Annotated in this window: 13 protein-coding genes; 8 read left to right on the forward strand and 5 right to left on the reverse strand. The window is 61.0% G+C overall.

Features of this window, described 5'->3' with window-relative positions; genetic code table 11:
• Nucleotides 1–6: 6 nt before the first annotated feature.
• Nucleotides 7–1,155: an NAD(P)/FAD-dependent oxidoreductase gene (locus tag SH292x_RS12975; RefSeq protein ID WP_442481430.1), complete on the reverse strand. Its 1,149-nt coding sequence runs from the start codon at nucleotides 1,153–1,155 to the stop codon at nucleotides 7–9.
• Complete coding sequence (locus SH292x_RS12980) at nucleotides 1,152–1,856, reverse strand: methyltransferase domain-containing protein (RefSeq protein WP_442481431.1); 705 nt, start codon at nucleotides 1,854–1,856, stop codon at nucleotides 1,152–1,154. The genes SH292x_RS12975 and SH292x_RS12980 overlap by 4 nt, the downstream gene beginning before the upstream one ends.
• Before the next feature lie 241 nt (nucleotides 1,857–2,097).
• Here SH292x_RS12980 and SH292x_RS12985 point away from each other — a divergent pair, with 241 nt between their 5' ends.
• The 3 genes from SH292x_RS12985 to SH292x_RS12995 are packed head-to-tail and all read left to right on the forward strand — an operon-like array spanning nucleotide 2,098 to nucleotide 4,542.
• Nucleotides 2,098–2,811, forward strand: a complete 714-nt coding sequence (locus SH292x_RS12985) for a YceI family protein (RefSeq protein WP_442481432.1) — start codon at nucleotides 2,098–2,100, stop codon at nucleotides 2,809–2,811.
• A 52-nt stretch (nucleotides 2,812–2,863) separates the two neighbouring features.
• Complete coding sequence (locus SH292x_RS12990) at nucleotides 2,864–3,694, forward strand: class I SAM-dependent methyltransferase (RefSeq protein ID WP_442481433.1); 831 nt, start codon at nucleotides 2,864–2,866, stop codon at nucleotides 3,692–3,694.
• 56 nt (nucleotides 3,695–3,750) lie between these two features.
• Nucleotides 3,751–4,542, forward strand: coding sequence for a methyltransferase family protein (locus SH292x_RS12995; protein WP_442481434.1), 792 nt, complete (start codon nucleotides 3,751–3,753; stop codon nucleotides 4,540–4,542).
• A gap of 19 nt (nucleotides 4,543–4,561) precedes the next feature.
• Here the strand turns inward: SH292x_RS12995 and SH292x_RS13000 are convergent, their stop codons facing one another.
• Nucleotides 4,562–5,527, reverse strand: a complete 966-nt coding sequence (locus SH292x_RS13000) for a D-2-hydroxyacid dehydrogenase (RefSeq protein ID WP_442481435.1) — start codon at nucleotides 5,525–5,527, stop codon at nucleotides 4,562–4,564.
• A 463-nt stretch (nucleotides 5,528–5,990) separates the two neighbouring features.
• Between SH292x_RS13000 and SH292x_RS13005 the strand changes: the two genes are divergently transcribed.
• The 4 genes from SH292x_RS13005 (at nucleotide 5,991) to trhA (ending at nucleotide 11,501) form a co-directional block, all read left to right on the forward strand.
• On the forward strand, nucleotides 5,991–7,010 hold the full coding sequence (locus tag SH292x_RS13005; RefSeq protein WP_442481436.1) for a PEP-CTERM sorting domain-containing protein: 1,020 nt from the start codon (nucleotides 5,991–5,993) through the stop codon (nucleotides 7,008–7,010).
• Nucleotides 7,011–7,442: 432 nt separating this feature from the next.
• Nucleotides 7,443–8,513 (forward strand): DoxX family protein, encoded by a 1,071-nt coding sequence (locus SH292x_RS13010; RefSeq protein WP_442481437.1) that lies wholly within the window; start codon nucleotides 7,443–7,445, stop codon nucleotides 8,511–8,513.
• A 175-nt stretch (nucleotides 8,514–8,688) separates the two neighbouring features.
• Complete coding sequence (locus SH292x_RS13015) at nucleotides 8,689–10,533, forward strand: Gfo/Idh/MocA family protein (RefSeq protein ID WP_442481438.1); 1,845 nt, start codon at nucleotides 8,689–8,691, stop codon at nucleotides 10,531–10,533.
• Between the two features lie 239 nt (nucleotides 10,534–10,772).
• On the forward strand, nucleotides 10,773–11,501 hold the full coding sequence (gene trhA, locus SH292x_RS13020; RefSeq protein ID WP_442481439.1) for a PAQR family membrane homeostasis protein TrhA: 729 nt from the start codon (nucleotides 10,773–10,775) through the stop codon (nucleotides 11,499–11,501).
• A gap of 69 nt (nucleotides 11,502–11,570) precedes the next feature.
• Here trhA and SH292x_RS13025 read toward each other — a convergent pair whose 3' ends face one another.
• A complete protein-coding gene (locus tag SH292x_RS13025; RefSeq protein ID WP_442481440.1) occupies nucleotides 11,571–12,824 on the reverse strand; it encodes a sialidase family protein in 1,254 nt (417 codons plus the stop codon).
• A 234-nt stretch (nucleotides 12,825–13,058) separates the two neighbouring features.
• Nucleotides 13,059–14,411: a DUF1598 domain-containing protein gene (locus tag SH292x_RS13030; RefSeq protein ID WP_442481441.1), complete on the reverse strand. Its 1,353-nt coding sequence runs from the start codon at nucleotides 14,409–14,411 to the stop codon at nucleotides 13,059–13,061.
• 430 nt (nucleotides 14,412–14,841) lie between these two features.
• Between SH292x_RS13030 and SH292x_RS13035 the strand changes: the two genes are divergently transcribed.
• Nucleotides 14,842–16,899 (forward strand): sigma 54-interacting transcriptional regulator, encoded by a 2,058-nt coding sequence (locus tag SH292x_RS13035; RefSeq protein WP_442481442.1) that lies wholly within the window; start codon nucleotides 14,842–14,844, stop codon nucleotides 16,897–16,899.
• The last annotated feature ends 4 nt before the right edge of the window (nucleotides 16,900–16,903 follow it).

A 16,903-nucleotide genomic window follows, 5' to 3' on the forward strand; every position in this document is an offset into this window, starting at 1 on the left:
TGCTTTCTAGTTCGAGGCATGCGCCCCAATCCATCTGCCCAGCGCCTCGCCGACGCGAGGTTGGTGTCGTAGCCCGGCGATGCTCCAGCGGAGCACCTGCGGATGCCGTACGCCCCAAGCGATCAGACGGCAGGCACGCTGTCGCGATCGCAAGCGGCGTGTGTGTTGTTGGTGCCACTCGCTGGCGAGTTGTTCACTGTAGTTGTTCACGGCTAGTTCGACGACTGGAGCTAGTGCGATGGCACCTTCGATCGCCGCGGCCATTCCTTCGCCTGTGAACGGTTCGACGTACCCTGCCGCATCGCCGACGACGAAAACTCGTTCGCCGGCGAGCTTGGTGGCATGCTGCGTGATGGGCCGGGTGCCACGAAGCGGCAGGTCGTCGGGGATCGCGTCGCCATCGAGTCCCGCCGCGTGTAGGATGGCGCGGAGGATCTTCAACAGCGAAGTATCTCGCGACACGCAATCGGCATCGATCGCGGCGGCGACGTTCACCAAGTTGTTTTCTGCGCGGGCGAGACCGACGTAACCCTGCTCGGCGACCGCCATCACGATCGCGCCTTCGGGCACTTGGCTTTCAAGACGTGGGGACTCAACTGCGGCTCCAACACCGAGTCGCGACTGGGGATGGATCGTTGTGCAAAACCCCGGCAGGTCACTCAAGGACGGGTGCCCGAGTCCGTCGCACGCTAACACGACTCGCGCCCGGACTTCGTGATGCGTGCCATCAAAACGCGACACTCGCACCACGCGGTGGCTACTCGAATCACCGCGAAGCACTTTGCATCGCGATCCGGGTTGAAACGTGACGCCCGCTTCCATTGCCGCATCGACCAGCGATTGATCCATCGCCCGGCGAGTCACGCACACGCCCGGCGGCAGCGGAACGACTGCCGAGCGGCCACGCTGGACGAGTTCGAGCCGATCGAAGCGTGCGGGATTGCTACGCTCGATGCGGTCGGCGAGGCCGATCGACTTCAGTGCCAAGAGCGCCCGCGGATTGAGGCAACCGCCGCAAACTTTGTCTCGTGGAAAACGATTCGCGTCGAGGAGCAAGGTGCGACGGCCTGCCTTGGCGGCAAGGTACGCGGACACAGCACCGGCTGGGCCCGCACCGATTACCACTACATCCCACAGGTTTGCGGAGCTCGTCATTGTGGCCTTTTCCAGCACATTAGATACCGCTCGGGCCAGTGCCTGGTAAATGTGGTACCGGCGAGCCCCGCTTCGGCGGCCAAACCTTTGGCTTCCTCGACGGTGAACGCGCCGAGCACCGACACCGGCCCGTCGTAATGCACGATAGGCGACCGCGACAGAAGTCGACACCCCACTTGTGCGAGGAAATAACCGAATCGGCTCCGAACCAGATCGTCGACCAGCACCGCATGCCGGGCGGCTTGCGACATCTTGCGAAGCACTGCGATTGCTTCGGGCTCGCTGAGGTGGTGAAGGAACAGCGAGCTGGTGACGATGTCGTACTCGTCCGCGAAGGGCTGCTCGAACACGTTGCAGACGTAGTAGTGACAGTTCGCACACCCTCGCTGCGCGGCAAGCGCCGTCGCGTGTCCGACGGCCGTCGAACTCATGTCGCAACCGTGTATCACGACCTCGATTCCTGCGCGACGAGCGCGTTCGGCAAGCTGAACGCTGAGATCTCCGCCGCCACACGCAACGTCCAAAACGCGAATCGTTCGAATCGATCGCTCGCTAGCGATGTGCGTTATCGCACGCCACAAGTACTTCGTCGTAAGACTCCAAGCATTGATCCGCCGAAGTCCTGCGAGCGCGCGCTTATGCTCTCTGGGATCGAGGTTAGGCTCGTCCATTCGCTCGGGAAAAACAGTTCGCGGGAGCATGTCGTTCGTGGCTGTAACAAAATGATCGGCTGATTGGAGAGAGTGCAATCTCGACCGGTGGAGGGTGTGTGTCAAGGATCACAATTCGCTACTCGTAGTGAGACGCAATCTCAATTCGCGCAACCTGTCGTGTTCGTAACTGAGGTGCAATTGAAGTCAAAAAACTGCATTCCTAAAATCCGTCTCCGCGATGACGTTGGGTGATCGTGGTCTACCAGTAAGGATGCAGGAAGGACGATCGATGAATAGGGTGCGAGTTGGTTCGTCGTTGTTGATGGTGATTGCAGCACCGATGCTGTGGACCTTTGTCTCCGCGCAACAAGCTGCTCCCGCGCCCCAGAGCCCACAACAGGAGAAGCCAAAAGAAGAGTACCACCCTGGCGACTTCTTCCTACAGGCAAGTCGTGTTTACACCCTAGTCGGTAAGACCGGATTAGGACACGAACACGGAGTCGTCGGATCGCTCAAGAGTGGAACACTTCATTTGGGTGCGGAAAAAGAAGCAGGCCAGATGGTGTTCGATATGACTTCGTTCGAGGCCGACACCGACGCAGCTCGCAAGTACGTAGGCTTAGAGGGGACGTCGTCGGCGTCGACCCAAGAGCAAGTAACCGCCAACATGATCGGCGAACACGTGCTCAACGTGGCGAAGTACCCCACCGCCACCTTTGTCATCCACTCTGCCTTACAATACGAGAAGCCAAGCAAGCGAGGGCTTCCTCAGTACGTTCTCAAAGGCGAGTTCACGTTGCAGGAGACGACTCGCCCGCTTGAATTCCTGGTGGAGGTCGAGATGTCCAAAGGCTGGCAACACGTCCGCGGCGGGTTTCGCATCCTTCAATCGGACTATGGAATTACCCCGTTCACCAAGGCCTTCGGTGCCGTGGGGGTCGCCGACCAACTGACCATCTGGGGAGACGCGTGGGTCGCCCCGGCGGCGGGTTCGGCTCCGTAATTGCACCCGTTTGTAGCTCGCTCTCCAATTTTCTCGTATCGCAGGTGCATCCATGATTAGCTGTCCGACCATTCGCAAAGACGTGATTCGGCGTCACTACGATGTCTCGACGTTGTTGTACCGGTTGCTGTGGGGTCCTCACATTCACCACGGCTACTGGGAGGGAAACGAGTCGCCCCAGGTGGCACAGATCCAGTTGTCCGAGCGACTGGTCGAGGCGGCGGGCATCGAGGCCGGCGACAAAGTGGTCGACATCGGCTGCGGCATGGGGGGTTCGTCCCGCCTGCTCGCAAGCCGCTACGGATGCGACGTTACCGGAGTGACACTCAGTGCGTTCCAGCGGCGATGGGCTTCGATGGCGTCGATGCGTTACGGGCTGGGACAGCAGACACGCTTTGTCCGCGCTGACGCCGAGAGTATCGATTTTCCGGCGGAGAACTTTGACGCCGTGTGGAGCATCGAGTGTACCGAGCACCTGTTCGACAAACCGGCGTTCGTCCGTCGCGCCGCCCAGTGGTTGAAACCGGGGGGTGCCATGGCGATTTGTGCGTGGCTCGCGGGGCCCAACTTGGATGCCGGTCAGCGGCAGCAAGTGTTCGATGTGTGCGAAGGGTTTTTCTGCCCTTCGCTCGCGACCAGCGACGAGTACGTCGGCTGGTTTCGCGACGCGGGCTTGGAGGTGGAGTTCGTCGCCGATTGGACCAAGCAGGTGGACCGGACGTGGGAGATCTGCCGCGACCGCGTGCATCGATTCGCCATTCATCGCGTCGCCCACTGGGTGGATCGCGGTCAGATTATCTTCCTCGACCGGTTCCAAACCATTCTCGATGCCTATCGAAGCGGCGCGATGGAGTACGGCTGCTTCGTAGCCCGCAAACGGTAGTCCTGGCATCCGACTAGACCATCAGCATACAGACTCGACTTCTAAGGAAAACAAAAATGGATTGCACGCTCCGGGCCAGGATGGCCCGCGCCGCCGGCTTGATGGCAGGGATCGCCACGCACTTGCTCTTCGCTTTCACCGTGTGGCAATTGTTCTGGTTCTTAAAAGACGGCCGCCAAGCAAGCTCGGGCGGCAATTTATGGATCGACGCCGGCCTCGCGCTATTGTTCGCCGTGCCGCATAGCGTGCTCTTGTACCCGCCCGTGCGGAGCAAGCTCACAAAGCTCATCCCGTCGGCGTTCTACGGACTGTTTTACACCGTGGCGACTTGTGGATCGCTCTTGGTGCTCTTCGCGCTGTGGCAAGGCCATCCCACGGTGATTTGGGACATCGAAGGCACACCGCGAGCGCTGGTGGAGCTTGGGTTCTACGCTTCGTGGGTCGCGCTGTTCTACAGCCTGTACCTCACCGGCCTTGGCTATCAGACCGGCCTGACGCCATGGCTGCACTGGGTGCGGCGCGAGAAACAGCCGCGGCGTGTTTTCAATCCGTGCGGAGCGTATCGCTACGTTCGCCACCCGGTGTACCTGAGCTTCATGGGACTGGTGTGGTTCACGCCCCACATGTCGCTCGATCACGTGGTGCTTACCTCGGTGTGGACCGTCTACCTGTTCGTCGGCAGTTACCTGAAAGACCGCCGTCTGGCGCACTTCGTTGGCGAAGACTACATTCGCTATCAACAGCGCGTGCCGGGCTTCCCGTTGATGCCGTTCGGTCCGCTGGCGCGGCTTCGGGTAACGAACGACGAACCAGCGATCGATGGGCAAGCGACGCGCGCTGCGGCGTAGGCGTTCGGCTGCGACTGGCTTACTCCGCCACTGGGAACGGAAAGCCTAGCTTCTTGTCGGTGACGTTCTTGAGCGGTTCGCCAGCGCGGTAGCGGCGCAGGTTTTCGCAGAAGAAGTTCGTCATGTCTTCGATGCGGGTCTTGCACTGGCCGCCGACGTGCGGAGTGAGAACTAAGTTGGGCGCGGTCCACAGGCGGCTGGTTTCCTGTAGCGGTTCGACCTCGGTGACGTCGAGGCCCGCGCCCCATAGGTGGCCGCTCTCCAGGGCGTCGACCAGGTCGTTCTCTTCGACGATGGGTCCGCGGGCCATGTTCACCAGGACGCTACCGGGCTTCATCAGGGCGATGCGGCGAGCGTCGAACATGTGGCGAGTGACTTCGTTGAGCGGTACCGCGAGGATCACCGCGTCACAGCGTGGCAGGATGGCGTCGAGCTGGTCGGCGGGGTGCAGCTCGGCGACGCAGTCGGGCTTATTCACCGGGAACCAGTCGGTGGCCAGGACCGTCGTGTTGAACACGCTGAGCACCTCGGCGAGCCGGCGACCGTTGCCCCCGAGTCCGACAATGCCGATGGTCGCGCCGTGCAGGTCCTTCGTGGGCTTGCGGATGAACTCCTGCTTTTCCATCGCCTGGAAGAATACCGGCAGCCGCCGGAGCGAGCCGGCCAAGAGGGCCATCGTGTGGTCGGCCACCTGGTTCGCAAGCACGCCCGAGGCGCTGGTCACCAGGATGTCGGACGCCACGACCGACGGCACCAGGCAGTGGTCCATGCCTGCCGCGGAGGACTGAATCCATTGGAGCTTCCCCGCCGCGACGACCTCGTCCCACGGCACGGGGACCTTGGCGTGGCCGCAGTAGATGTCGGCGGTCGGCAAGAGCTGGGCGATGCGATCCTGCCCCGCGTCGACGATCTCCCAATCGGGGGCGACCTCCTGGATCTGGGCAATGTGCTGGGCTTCGACGGGGTAGCAGAGGACAATGCGCACGGCTGTTTTGGGGCTAAGTGGGGGGAATTCGTCGCGGATGATCGCGGATTCTAGCGGATCGGGGCGGATCTGGAACGGGCGGACCGAGCTAAAGGGCCGCCAATTGCTCGGCAAACTCCAAAGAAGATGAATAGCTCGAGTATCTGCGCAGTCCCCTTTGCCGAATTGCTGCCCAAACAGCGGCGGATTACTGGACGCGGAAAGGCGCAAATTGCTACGATGACGGAGCGTGCTACATCGGCTCTAGTGATGGCTCGCAGGGGAGTAGCTTTTCACGTTGCCACCGGGGCTGAGCTGAAGGCGAGTCAGGGCGGGGGATTAGTGGGGCTACTTGCAACGGCTGCGACCGTTCGCAGCAGACCTCTCGTCGCTAGGTGGGTATCCGATTCGTGGCGTTCGATCTTCTTGGGGCGAAGAGTCGGGGAGCTGCTTTTTTTTCCATTAACAACTGGGGAGAGTTCTAATGATTAGCGATGCAAATTGGGGTTCCGGTCGTGCACGTCGCCAGGCGCGGCGAACCTTCGGCCTAGTGCTCGTCACTAGCTTTTCTGTGCTTGTGCCATTGATCCATAGTAGCGCTCACGCGGCACTCTTGGCATACGACCCCTTCCAATATGGCGACGTCGCCATCCCCGCCCTCGGACAATACGCCGTTGGAAGTGAGAATAGTGGCGTGAAGGTGCTTGGGGGGCAGAATCCGACAATAGGTCCCACGGCGTTCTACGGCGGGCCTTGGATTCAGTCGGGGGGCGATTCCCAGGTCGTTAAGGCAGTCCCCTCGCTTTACCATCCTTCGCTGACCGACGGAATTGGTGGTATTCAGGGGGAATCCGTTCAGTTCGAGTGCTGCTCTTTTGGTCGCAGCGGAAGACCCATCGCAGGTGGACTGGGTGGGGGTGCTGCGCGGACGGTCTACGAGAGCTTCTTGATCGACTTCGGCACCCAAGGGACCGACGACCCCGCCAACTTTGGCAAGCGCGGGCATGAACTTTGGAATGGCGGCATCGGCGATGCTTTTCAGGCGGTCGACTTGTTCCTCAACCACTTCAGCGGCGTGAATGAATTGTCGCTGGCGGTGACCACCGCGAGCGGCTCCATGCAGGTTCCGGTCGCTGGCGGCGGTCTTGGACTCGAGGAACTGGCGGCAACCTACGATGGCGTCCACCTAGTGGTGATGAAGTACGAGTTCAATCCCATCGCACCGGATGTGGTCTCGGTGTTTTTGGATCCGGCCATGGGGATCGAGCCCGGCACGCCCGATGCTCAGATTGTGGTGCCAACTTCCGACCTGTTCATCACGCACCACGGAGCCTTCACCAATTTCACCTTCTCGGGTCCCGGGCACGTTCCAGGAGCCATCGACGAAATTCGTTGGGGTGGAACCTACGCCGATGTCACCCCGGCGCGGGTCCCCGAGCCAGGCTCATGGGCATTGCTCGGATTGGGGCTATCTGGCGGCCTCGCTTGGCGGCGTAGGATATAAATCCAACAGCCAAAGACGCGCGAGCCGATGCCGCTTCGCACGTGGATCACCATGTGCGACAGGAATGCGCGAAGGAATTCCGCACCACTGATTCGGCATTGGGGTCGAGCGCTGCACGGCTGACGTTGGCATTCACAAAATTTAGGTTTTGTGTTCGCACGTCCCACCTTCCGCTCGGGTCGCCGAGGAGGCACGTGCCTGGCCTCCCAGTTTTGATTGGTCCAAATACTATTTTTTGCGCGGCATTGGCAATTTTCGCGCAAGTTCGCTATGATGCTGGCAGCGATCAGGCTGGAGCCCTCGCTAGCCATCGGCGCGTCGACAACTGCCCCGTTGAAGCCGATAGCTCCCTCCCCCATATGCAGGCGGTCTCGCGCGCAGTGGTTCGTGTGCGGTGGTGCTTGCCGATCATCTATTCGACTAGGGCGTAACGTGGCGAACAATGGTTACCGGATCACAGCGGCCGCTGCGATCACCATCGTGGCCTTGCGGCTGATTATCGGGTGGCACTTTTTCACGGCAGGCGTCGAGAAATTCGAGCCCGGGTGGTCGTCGGCGAGTTACCTTCGCTTGGCTAACGGACCGCTTGAAGGTTTCTATAAATCGATGGCCCCCCTGCCCCATGAGTGGGACAAACTGGTGCTGGTCCAGTTGCCGGCGAAGATCGACCATGCCGAAGAGTGGCGTTACATCGGCAAAGATGGGTTGCAGGAGACGCCGTACAAGGCTGCCAAAGACGACAAAATGCCAGACGGCTCGAAGGCGGTGACTGACACCGAGGGGCACATCCCCTTCCCGACCGATGCCTATGGTCCCTGGGCCAGCCGGATCGCGACCGACTGGACTGCGACGACCAATGAATTCAAGAAGATCGACGGCCTCACCGAAGAGCAGATCGCGGCGGCCGACAAGTTGCTCGAAAAGCAGCTGGTCCGGTTAAGCCAATTCTTCGAATTGCACCGGGGGGTGATCGATGAATATCACCACGAAATCGCCCGTTTGGAAGAAATGCTCAACGACGACGCCCGCGGCGAACTCCCCTACTTGGACGAGCGTATCACTAAGAAACGTGCCGAGGTTGCCGCCACGCCCAGGCCTTGGGCTGCCGACATCCAGGCCGAAGAAGACGTATTTTACAACCAGCTTCGTGGGCTCGTGAAGGACGAGCAGCTGACCTCGGCGATGGTTGGAGAACAGCTCGCCGGGACATTCAATCCTCCTACCCGACTGCAAACGGTTGATAAGTTAGCGACAGGCGTCACCCTGGGCGTTGGCATCTGCCTGATCCTGGGTCTTTTCACCCGGTTGGCGTCCGTAATTGGCGCTGGCTTCTTGCTGTCGATCATGTCTATGCAGCCCCCTTGGGCCGAAGGGGTGCTTGCCACCGTGAAACTGCTAACCGCCTACCAAGGCATCGAGTTCTTCGCGCTCCTACTTCTTGCCGCCATTGGTGCGGGGACCTGGGCGGGGCTCGATGGAGTGTTCTTTAAGCGCGAAGAGTAAACAGTGAATGACCAATGATGAATTAACAATGACCAATGAAGCCGCAAGCGAATGGGTTGGTCATTGGGCATTCTGCATTGGTCTTTAGAACGAACATTGTGATCGCGGCGGACTCCGCCCTGGTCTCACTACGAACCAAAACTTTCCCACGCACTATCGCTGGAGGTATCGGGCGATGCAATTGAACGACGAACAAAAGAAGGAAGCCAAGGCTCACTACGAGGAGACCTTGAAGGTCAATCGTCGAGGCTTCCTGCAAGGCGTTGCCTATACCGCCGGTGCCGCGGGCATTGGTTTGGGGGCGGCTTACTTTGCCTACGAGAAGATCAAGGACCCGCTTCGCGTCGGCATCATCGGTACGGGCGACGAAGGCAACGTGCTGATCGGCGCGCTCAACCCCGAGTACGTCGACGTCAAAGCGATCTGCGACATCCGTCCCTCGAACGTCTGGCGTGCATTCAATGGCGACTGGCCCGACAGCAAGGGTCAACCGGCTCGTCCGGGCCTGGTGAAGGTCTACGGCGAGAAAAAGGGTTGGAAAAACGAGGCCGACGCCCGCAAGGACGTGAAGGTCTACATGGACGGCTACGACGAGCTGCTCGCCAACGACGAGATCGAGGCCGTGATCATCGCCCTGCCGCTGTGGTTGCATCATCCGTGTGCGATCGACGCGATGCGATCGGGCAAGCACGTGCTGACCGAAAAGCTAATGGCTCACAGCATTGGCCAGTGCAAAGAGATGGCCCGCGTGGCGGAGGAAGAGAAGAAGCTGCTGGCCACCGGTCATCAGCGCCACTACAGCGTGCTGTACGCCAACGCGGTCGACACGATCAAGCAAGGCGTGATCGGCGACATTCATCACATCCGCGCCCAGTGGCACCGCACCGCCGACAGCTGGCGTCCGCCAATGCCGGAAAAGGGTTTCACGGCCCGCGACTTTGACCTGGGCGTCCGCGATCTGAATGGCAAGCTCGAGGCCGCCAAGAAGACCAAGGACAAGGCTCAAATTGCTGAGGCCGAGCGCAACCTGAACGTTTTTAAGGAAGTGCATGGCCTCATTAGCAAGTGGAAGAGCGTCAATGGTCGGGTGAACGACCCCAATATCAAGGGCAAGGACAAAGAGGGCTGGGTGAAGGCCCTTGCGCAACTCGACAAGATGATTGAGGACGCGAATGTCGACGCGGCGGCCTACGGCTACCAGTCGTTCAGCCTCAGTAATGGCTACCAGTGTTCGCCGCTAGAAGAACTGATCCGCTGGCGGCTCTGGAATCGTACCGGCGGTGGCCTGATGGCCGAACTTGGTAGCCATCAACTCGACGCGGCCGGCATCTTCATCTCGGCCCAATTCGATGGTCACCAAAAAGTTGCGCCGCTCAGCGTGACCGCCGTTGGTGGTCGTCACCTGTACGAGCAAAACCGCGATATCGACGATCACGTCTACTGCTCGTTCGAGTTCCCTGGCAAGGGTTACTTCCAGGACGACAAGGTAGGCGGCCCGATTGCCGATCCCAACAAGAAGGTGGTAGTCACCTACTCGTCGATCAACGGCAATGGTTTTGGTGGTTATGGCGAAATCGTCATGGGCACCGATGGCACGCTGATCCTCGAAGGCGAGAAGGACACCTACCTGATCGGTGGCAAGAAGCCGACCGCCGTGGTGCTCGAAAAAGACGCCGCGGTGAACAGCTACGAGACCGGCGGTGGCACCGCGGTTGCCGCGGCTCTGCCGACCGAAGCCGTGAGCCGTGGATACCAGGAAGAGATCGAGCACTTCGCTTGGTGCATTCGCAACAACAAGCCCGCCACCACGCTCCACTGCCATCCCAAGGTGGCGATGGCCGACGCGGTGATCGCGCTCACCACCAATAAGGCGATCGCCGACAAGACGCGGATCGAATTCGACCCCGCGTGGTTCGACATCGAGTCCGATGCCGTCCCCACGGGCGACGCCCCCCGGCAACCTTCGGCGATCAAGAAGTCGAACCTCGGTGCCCCGCAGAAGACGGCACCTGTGGCCTAAGTAAGGTAGCCGGACTCGCAAGAGTTCGGGCCTTTGCTCAACCGCAAAGATAGTGAAACGCGGATGAACGCGGATTGGGCAGGACAGACACGGATACGTTTCGCTTTGAGGGGAAACGGATCCCGCAGTCCTGCTTGATTCGTTCTCATCCGCGTTCTTCGTTTCTAGTGCGGAGATTACTCGTCGGCTCTCGAATTCTTGCGAATCCGGCTACGAAGATAATTTGTTACAATCCGGGCATGGCCGACTTCGTTGACGTGTATGGACTCCCCGGGTTTCGCGAACCGGTAAGCAGCATCCTCCACTTGTTGGGGGCGGTGTTCGCCGCTGGATACGCTCCGGCACTGGTGCGTCGGGGGCTGAAACACGGCTGCAGTCCGTGGCCGCTCGCGCTATTCGCGTTTGCGTGCGTGCTGCTCCTGTCGCTCTCGGGCGTGTACCACATGTTCCCGCCGGGTGGCGTTGTGCGGCCGATCATGAAACGGCTCGACATCGCGGCTATCTTCGTGCTGATCGCCGGCACCTGCACGCCGCTTTACGTTCAGCTCTTTAAGGGCAAAGCTCGCTGGGTACTGCTGTTTGCGATCTGGTCGGTCGCCATCGCGGGGCTAACTCTTCGAACCATCTACTTCAATAGTTTCTCGCCCTGGTTTGGTCTCGGCATCTTCCTGGCGATGGGCTGGATGGGTTCAGTGGCCGCGCTTGTCATCTGGCAGCGCTACGGCTTCACCTACATGCGCTGGCTGCTCGCCGGCGGACTCGCCTATACGCTGGGGGCAATCGGTCTGGGCCTTGGCTGGCCAAAGTTGATTCCAGGTTTCGTCGGCCCGCACGAAGTCTGGCACGTTGCGGTGCTGATTGGCATCGCCTGCCACTGGACGTTCATCTGGCAGGTCGCCGGTGGTCCGCCTACGCCGCACCACGACTGGGACGAAACGGTGCCCTATCAGTGGGAAGGCGACGAGTAGATGAGCAGGTAGCCGAGTTCGCCAGAATTCGGAGCGTGCCCAAATCCCCTCGAATTCTGGCGAATCCGGCTACGGGACGAGCTCATTCGGCTCATGCCACTTAATGCGGGCTACGTACACGCGGTTGTCGGAGCCATACTTCATGGGGACTCGCCAGTCGCGGGGATTCGGTCCGGTGGTTTGCATCCACTCGGCCGTGGTGACCCAAGTCTCATTGGGACTGATGTCGCAAACGCCAAAGTTTCCCAGACGAGCCCCTTTCTCGGGCACGAGAATCTGCTCGGTGTCACGGATCACGCAGAGCCGCTCGGGGTCGACCTGGGCCATGAACAAGGGCGCGCGATGGCGGAACACATGGTCGTTGTTCGCGCCGCGACGCGTGTAAACCAGGAACAGCCCGTTGGAATGCGTCACCCAGTGCTGCTGGGTGTTGTAGCTGCCTAGCTCCGTGCCATCGTCGAACGTCCATTTGCGGGGCTCGTCGATGTGCAGACCATCGTCACTCGTGGCGACGTAGCCCGCGAGGTCGTTTCGGAGCGTGAGAAAGTATTTGTCCTTGTACTTGGTGATCGAAGGTTCGCCGAAGCCACGCGAATTGGGAATGGTGAGTTCCGTACCGTGCTCCAGGTACTTAAGAGTCTCGCCATCGAACGACGCACGAACCACCGTTGCGCTCGCCTGGGCGCCGCCAGGTTCTTTGAAGTAGATGGGAAGCAGGATGTCGCCATCGGGCAGATCGTAACGCTGCGTGCATCCCGCGCCGGCGTTGGCGAAGCGGGGGTCGTCGGGCATCTGAAGATCCTGACGGCGGCTCCACGTTCGCGCTACGGGGTCGTAGACCGAGTACGCCGTGTGGCGCGGGCGGACTTTCTTCACGTTGCCGTCGGCCGTGTACCACACGGTATGACCGGTGCCGAGCAGCTTGCCGGACTTCGCGTGCCACTTGGGAGTGAAGTCGCCAATGGATCGCGTGCCACCCTCCTCCGTAGGCCAGTGGCCAAGCGATTCAGCGTGCGGCGACGGCGCTGTCCAAGTGCGCCCGAGATCGTCGGACCGCATGTCGAATATCTCCGAGTAGGTATCCATCCCATCAATGCGGAGCTTGTTGAGCGTGAGCACAACAGCAGGATGATCCGTCGGAGCTCCGGGCGTTCCTGCCGGCAAGATGCCGGCCCGTGGGTGGACCCAGCAGGTTTTTTTGTCGAAGCCCTCGGAGACGACATCCAGCTCAAGGGTGTACTCGCAAGGCGATACTTCCCCCGCATGAGTGAAGGAGGCAGCCGCCAAGACCGCGAGTAGCGCTAGGAAGCTCAATCGTGTCATCACCGGCCTGCGGTAGAAGGTCGTAAGGGGAACTGCCGTCTCCCTTAGTTTAACGACCCGCATGATGCCGAAGGACTGAATAGCACGAGGTGATGTTCCGGTTTTGGAGCCTTGACCTGCTGGACGCGTGTTTGCTGTTTGCGCAAGGGCTCCCCAGTGGCGCCGACTGCTGCACCTCGCGGAGGGCGCGGCCCTCCGGCTAGTGGATTGATCCGTTTTCCACCGGGGCGAAGCTTACTTCGCGTCCCACCACCACTTGTCGCTCGCGGGCTTCGAATCCTGCGGCACGCTGGCGATCTTCTGGGTGGTTTCGGGGTTGGCGAGGATTTCGCCAGGGGAGATCTGCACGCCGCCCGAGGCGCTGATCAGCCACTGGCCACCTGCCTTGATGAAGGTGGTTTGCGTGGCAACTCGCTTGGGGGCGTTGTAGCTCTCGACTTCGAACTTGCCGGCGAGCCATGGCATGTCGAGCCCAACTTGTTCTGCCATGCCTTCGTGCACGATCAACGTCGTGACAACGGCGAGGTCCATCGCGTTGCGAAGCTGACCAAACGACGAATCGTGGTTCGCGAGTTCTTCGAATTTCTGGGTGAAGCTATCGGCCCACTTTTGAGCGGGGCCACTGGCCTTGCCGGTGCCGGTCTTCTCACCCTGGGCGTTGACGTAATCTTCTTCGGTCATGCACTTCACGCCTTGCCCGCGGAGTTCCCAAGCGAGGCCAGCCTCGTCACGCAGCAGCGGCTGGTAGTCGGGGGCGAGCCACCAGCGGGGGAGCATGTTTTGCGAGAGGCGGCCACGATTCTTACCCAACAGTGCGAGGTAGCTCGGCATACCGGGGATCGGGGCGGGCTCGAAACCCATCGCCAGACGCTTCATACGGAAGTCGGCCGCCACCATGGTGCGAGCGAAGTGCGAAGTGTCGGGGACACCGGTGACCGAAATGGTCTGGTAGCCGAGGGCTTGAGCAATGGCGTTCGAAGCTCGCTCGGGTCCGGTGTTGGCGTTGAAGTCACGCGAAATCTTTTGCACGCGGGCGAGGCCTTCGGGCGTGGGATCGATCGAGCAGCTCATGCCGGCACCGGGTTGATCCATCGCCGCACGCAGCGCGACCATGAAGTCGTCGAGAGCGATCACAGGGCGGCCGGTAGTATCGCCGACCACGTTGCCCAAGGCATCGATCCGCCAACCTTCGGCGGGACCTGCAAGCACAATGTCCTTGGCTTCGGGATAAACCAGCACGTACTGAATGCGCTGTAGACCAGCCATCAGCATCACGTCGTCGGGCACAGGCAGGCCAGCTTCGCGCTTCTCGGCAACAATACGCTCGAGCTGTCGGAGCGAAACGAAGCGAAGGTTGCTTTTCTTGGCGATGTCGCCGGGCACTTCTTCGAGGCCCGACTGCCACGCGGCGTTGAGTTTCTCGGGGTCTCCGATCTCCGGATTGGCGAGCACCCCTTCGGCGTCGATCGACACACCACCCACGGCATTCTGACGAAGAAAACCGCCCGCCCGAGTAGATTGGCACTGGGCGAACAGCACGGCCACACAGGCCATAGCCAGAAGCGGGAAACGTGGCACGAATTGCATCTTCATCTCTCCGGGAAATCGCGATGGCGGTGCGAACGCACGGCACCAGTCGTTGTAAGGGCGATGGGTGTCCACGCGCCACGGGTGTGTCGCGGGACCTCTAGCGGAGGCCGAGGGGGCATACCGCTAGTTCGACCGGCTGTTGACCGGCTATTCCAAAATAATCGCTAAGTCTCGCCACCGCAAATAGTTTCGGCCTTTCGGGCCACTTCCGGCCCGGCCAAACCTTCCTGCCGGGGCCGACTCGGCAAACTATGCCGAATTTTCCAGCGATGGCCACCCCGCACCTGGTCCCGAACGCGCTAAGTCCCGCCCCCGGGCCCATTTCCACGCGTTTAGGCTTGATGACCTGGGTATGATAGGAATAGGCTGAACAAGACGGCGATTGGCGGGGAGGTCGTGGCTGCCGTTCCCCCCAACCCGCGAACGAATGGGAAAAGACGCATTGGAATCGATGACCGCCTATTTGGTGATACGCGAAGGCTCGAAGTGGACCGACGTGTTCCGTCTGGTCGAAGGCGAGTCGGTCACGATCGGCCGAGCGCCCACCAACGCCATCGTCGTCAAGGACGAGCGGTGTAGCCGCAACCACGCCGAAATCTTCCAAGTCCAGCACCAGTGGACCCTCCGCGACCTCGACAGCCGCAATGGCACGCAGGTCGATGGCGCTGCGATCACCTCCGACTACGTGCTTGAGCCAGGCGACATCATTCGTATTGGCAACTCGCACTTGGCGTTTGTCGACAACCTTTCGCACGCGTTCCCCGACCCGTCGAGCGTGTTGCGCTCGTCGCGGCCGGTCGACAGTCCAGGGGACCGACTCGTAACAACCGACGAGGACGACGAGAGCGTCTTCGAACCGGTCGAGCCCACGCAAATCACCCATCGCCGAGGCCAGAGCCGATTCCTCGAAGCGGCAGCGAGCGACAGCGACGAAGAGGTGGCCGCGCCGAAAGTTGGCCGTGCGGCCGCGAAGCTCTGCCGCTTGGCGTTTGAGCTCGCCAAGACGACCGATGTCATTTCGCTATCGAACACCGCGCTCTCGGCGCTCTTCGAAAGCACTCAGATCGATGCCGGCGGACTGCTGCTGCGAGGCCGCGATGCACAGGGGGGGCGCACGCTCGATACGCTCGAGGTGATTGCCTCGCGAAGCGAATCGGCCCACAAGTACCACCGCGTGAGTCAGTTCCTCGCGTCCACCGTGATGCGCGACGGCCAAGGCGTGCTCGCCCGCAACGTGATGGACGACAGCCAACTCGGTGCTCGCGATTCGAGCGGCGACATCCTGGCGACCAGCGTTATCTGCGCGCCGATTCGGCAGGACGGCAAGGTGCTCGGCATTTTGCACTTGTACTCGACCGACGCCGCCCGGCCGCTCGATCCTGATGATTTGGAGTTCTCGCTCGCCGTGGCCGACACGGTGTCGATGACGCTTCAGAATCTCGACCGCCGGCAGGAACTGGCCGAGAACCTAAATTTGATGCGGGACGAAAACGTCCAGCTTCGCGAACAGCTGGGCGTGCAGAGCGAGATCGTCGGTGGTAGCGAGGCAATGCACCGCGTTGCCCAGCAAATTGCCCGCGCTGCACCAAGCCGTGCCACGGTGCTGATCCGCGGCGAAAGCGGCGTCGGCAAGGAACTCGTCGCACGAGCGGTGCACTTCTCCAGTCCCCGCAAGAAAGGCCCGTTCGTCTGCCTGAACTGCGCGGCCTTAAGCGAGACGCTGCTCGAAAGCGAGCTCTTTGGCCACGAGAAGGGTGCTTTTACCGGTGCCACGCATCGCAAGATCGGCAAGTTCGAGTCGGCGAACAAAGGGACGCTGATGCTCGACGAAATCGGCGAGATGAGTCCCACGATCCAGGCCAAATTCCTCCGCGTGCTCGAAGGGCATCCGTTTGAGCGCGTCGGTGGTAGCGAGGCGATCAAGGCCGACGTCCGTGTGATCGCCGCCACGAACCGCGATCTGGAAAAAGAAGTTTCCGAAGGTCGATTCCGCCGCGACTTGTACTTCCGCTTGCACGTGCTCGAGATCATCGTCCCCGGCCTTCGCAAACGGCCCGAGGACATCCCCGAGCTCGCCAACTACTTCCTGCATCGCTACAACGCCGAGACGGGCCGCAAGATCCGTGGCTACACGCCGCGAGCCCTCGAAGAGCTGCAACAGTACCGCTGGCCGGGCAACGTTCGCGAGATGAAGAACGTGATCGAGCGAGCCGTCGTGCTCGCTCGGGGCGATTACATCGACCACGACGATCTGATCCTCTCGACGCTCAAGACAGCCGGCGACACCGAAACGGGCATCAGCGGCAGCGGCATCCACGCCGATAGCTTCGTGCCGTGCTCGCTCGCCGAAATGGAACAGCACCACATCCTGGCGGTGCTCAAATCCACCGGCTGGAACAAGAGCAAAGCCGCGACGATCTTGGGTATCGAACGGTCGACGCTAGATCGAAAGATTCAGCGGTACGAACTGCTGGAGCAGCGGTAGCGAG

The sequence above is a fragment of the Aeoliella fuhlenseeensis genome (genome assembly GCF_052161615.1).
GTDB lineage: Bacteria > Planctomycetota > Planctomycetia > Pirellulales > Lacipirellulaceae > Aeoliella.

What these genes read in the sequence shown, in the direction of transcription:
- SH292x_RS12975 (WP_442481430.1), bottom strand. Translation starts at nt 1,155, where the DNA reads ATGACGAGCTCCGCAAACCTGTGGGATGTAGTGGTAATCGGTGCGGGC.
- SH292x_RS12980 (WP_442481431.1), bottom strand. Translation starts at nt 1,856, where the DNA reads ATGCTCCCGCGAACTGTTTTTCCCGAGCGAATGGACGAGCCTAACCTC.
- SH292x_RS12985 (WP_442481432.1), top strand. Translation starts at nt 2,098, where the DNA reads ATGAATAGGGTGCGAGTTGGTTCGTCGTTGTTGATGGTGATTGCAGCA.
- SH292x_RS12990 (WP_442481433.1), top strand. Translation starts at nt 2,864, where the DNA reads ATGATTAGCTGTCCGACCATTCGCAAAGACGTGATTCGGCGTCACTAC.
- SH292x_RS12995 (WP_442481434.1), top strand. Translation starts at nt 3,751, where the DNA reads ATGGATTGCACGCTCCGGGCCAGGATGGCCCGCGCCGCCGGCTTGATG.
- SH292x_RS13005 (WP_442481436.1), top strand. Translation starts at nt 5,991, where the DNA reads ATGATTAGCGATGCAAATTGGGGTTCCGGTCGTGCACGTCGCCAGGCG.
- SH292x_RS13015 (WP_442481438.1), top strand. Translation starts at nt 8,689, where the DNA reads ATGCAATTGAACGACGAACAAAAGAAGGAAGCCAAGGCTCACTACGAG.
- trhA (WP_442481439.1), top strand. Translation starts at nt 10,773, where the DNA reads ATGGCCGACTTCGTTGACGTGTATGGACTCCCCGGGTTTCGCGAACCG.
- SH292x_RS13025 (WP_442481440.1), bottom strand. Translation starts at nt 12,824, where the DNA reads ATGACACGATTGAGCTTCCTAGCGCTACTCGCGGTCTTGGCGGCTGCC.
- SH292x_RS13030 (WP_442481441.1), bottom strand. Translation starts at nt 14,411, where the DNA reads ATGCAATTCGTGCCACGTTTCCCGCTTCTGGCTATGGCCTGTGTGGCC.
- SH292x_RS13035 (WP_442481442.1), top strand. Translation starts at nt 14,842, where the DNA reads ATGGGAAAAGACGCATTGGAATCGATGACCGCCTATTTGGTGATACGC.